3 protein-coding genes are annotated in these 2,137 nt (G+C 56.8%); 2 read left to right on the top strand and 1 reads right to left on the bottom strand.

Annotated features, from left to right (window positions below; translation table 11 throughout):
- Window positions 1-19: 19 nt before the first annotated feature.
- Entirely contained in the window at window positions 20-646 is a 627-nt protein-coding gene (gene tetR, locus EDC31_RS17510) for a tetracycline resistance transcriptional repressor TetR (protein ID WP_132127228.1), read from the bottom strand.
- Window positions 647-750: 104 nt separating this feature from the next.
- Here tetR and tet(G) point away from each other — a divergent pair, with 104 nt between their 5' ends.
- Window positions 751-1,926 carry a tetracycline efflux MFS transporter Tet(G) gene (gene tet(G), locus EDC31_RS17515; protein WP_024353491.1) on the top strand — a complete coding sequence of 392 codons (1,176 nt, stop codon included), beginning with the start codon at window positions 751-753 and terminating at the stop codon, window positions 1,924-1,926.
- 92 nt (window positions 1,927-2,018) lie between these two features.
- A partial coding sequence (locus tag EDC31_RS18315; protein ID WP_243697822.1) for a helix-turn-helix domain-containing protein occupies window positions 2,019-2,137 on the top strand: 119 nt, incomplete at its 3' end.

Raw genomic sequence — 2,137 nt, forward strand, 5'->3', positions numbered from 1 at the left:
GGCAATGGGGCATAAGCCTCTACTCTGTTGTAGATGCACGCAGCCGCTCTAACCGAGCGTTGTGGCTGTCGAGTCCGTAGTTGAACGCAGCATCCATGCCGTCTGTTTCCAACTCGTGAAACAGATCGTGCAGGAAGGACGACGGTGCTTGCTCGGACACATCTGGCCTGTCCGGAACTCTCTCATCGGCATCAGATGCCTGCTGCTCGAGAACGGAACCGACCACATAGTGACTGACCGCCCGGAGCGCCCAAACAGCGTGCTTCGGACCAAAGCCCGCCGCGCAGAGAAAGCGTATTTGTGTCTCGGCAGCGCCAAAATTCGGTTCTGTCGGTCGAGTGCCGGCATGGATGCGCGCCCCGTCGCGATAATAGAGCAACGCCGTTCTGAAACTCTGGGCGTTCTCTTTCAGGAATAGCCGCCAGTCTTCGTTCTCTTCGGGTAGCGAGCGGGTGTGGCGTTCCGTCAGCATTGCCTCGGCCAGTGCGTCAAGCAGCGCGCGCTTGTTCTGGAAATGCCAGTAAAGCGCAGGCTGCTGAACCTTGAGGCGTTCAGCGAGCTTTCGCGTCGTCAGGTTGTCCATGCCAACCTCGTTCAGCAGCTCCAGCGCCGCTGCGATCACGGTGCCCTTGTCCAGTTTGGTCATTCACGTTCCTTCGCCAACGCTTGACAATTTATCACCGATAAGTTCTATGTCCATGTCCTTATCATTGATAAAGTCGCTCGCATTGAGCGGCGCTGGAGTTTCAGGTGCGCAGCTCTGCCATCATCGCCCTGCTGATCGTCAGTCTCGACGCCATGGGACTCGGCCTCATCATGCCGGTCCTTCCGACGCTTCTGCGCGAGCTTGTGCCGGCGGAGCAGGTCGCTGGTCACTATGGTGCTTTGCTGTCACTCTATGCGTTGATGCAGGTCATCTTCGCGCCCGTGCTTGGACAATTTTCAGATGCTTACGGTCGGCGTCCGGTGCTTCTGGCTTCCCTTGCGGGGGCCGCAGTCGATTACACGATTATGGCATCAGCGCCGGTCTTATGGGTGCTCTATATCGGCCGGCTCGTCTCCGGCATCACGGGCGCAACCGGAGCTGTAGCTGCCTCAACCATTGCGGATTCGACGGGGGAAGGTTCTCGCGCACGCTGGTTCGGCTACATGGGGGCCTGTTATGGGGCAGGCATGATTGCCGGGCCAGCACTTGGTGGTATGCTCGGTGGTATTTCTGCCCATGCTCCGTTTATCGCCGCTGCCCTTCTCAACGGCTTCGCGTTCCTGCTAGCCTGCATTTTCCTCAGGGAGACTCGTCGCGGCGATGGCGAGACCGGAAAGCCGGTTCGCATCAAACCATTCGTTCTGTTCCGGCTGGATGATGCATTGCGCGGGCTAGTGGCCCTTTTCGCAGTTTTCTTCATTATTCAACTGATCGGCCAGGTCCCTGCGGCCCTATGGGTCATATATGGCGAGGATCGTTTTCAGTGGAACACCACGACCGTTGGCTTGTCGCTCGCGGCGTTTGGAGCAACACACGCGATTTTTCAGGCGTTTGTTACCGGCCCTCTTTCAAGCCGGCTTGGAGAACGGCGCACGCTACTGTTTGGCATGGCTGCGGATGCGACTGGCTTCATTCTTCTGGCTTTTGCCACGCAGGGATGGATGGTGTTCCCGATTTTGTTGCTGCTTGCCGCCGGAGGTGTTGGCATGCCGGCCTTGCAGGCAATGCTTTCAAACAATGTCAGCAGTAACAAGCAAGGAGCTTTACAGGGAACGCTTACAAGCCTCACCAATCTAAGCTCTATCGCGGGACCGCTTGGCTTCACGGCACTCTATTCTGCCACCGTAGGAGCATGGAACGGTTGGGTTTGGATTTTCGGCGCGATCCTCTATTTAATATGTCTGCCAATACTACGCAGACCTTTCGCAACTTCATTGTGATTGAGTCATGGCGAATTGGTATGCGTAGACTTACGAGAAATGACGGATTAAATCCGTTGAGCAATCATCTCCTTTCGGGGCGAGTGCCAATGATGACCTTAGTTCACACTCTCGCTGTCGCCGAATATCTCAACTTCCGTCACGCCTCCAATGCGCTCGGCGTTGCACAGTCCAGCGTCAGCGCCCGCGTGAAGGCACTGGAAGAAGACCT

The sequence above is a fragment of the Acidomonas methanolica genome (genome assembly GCF_004346035.1).
Taxonomy (GTDB): domain Bacteria; phylum Pseudomonadota; class Alphaproteobacteria; order Acetobacterales; family Acetobacteraceae; genus Acidomonas; species Acidomonas methanolica.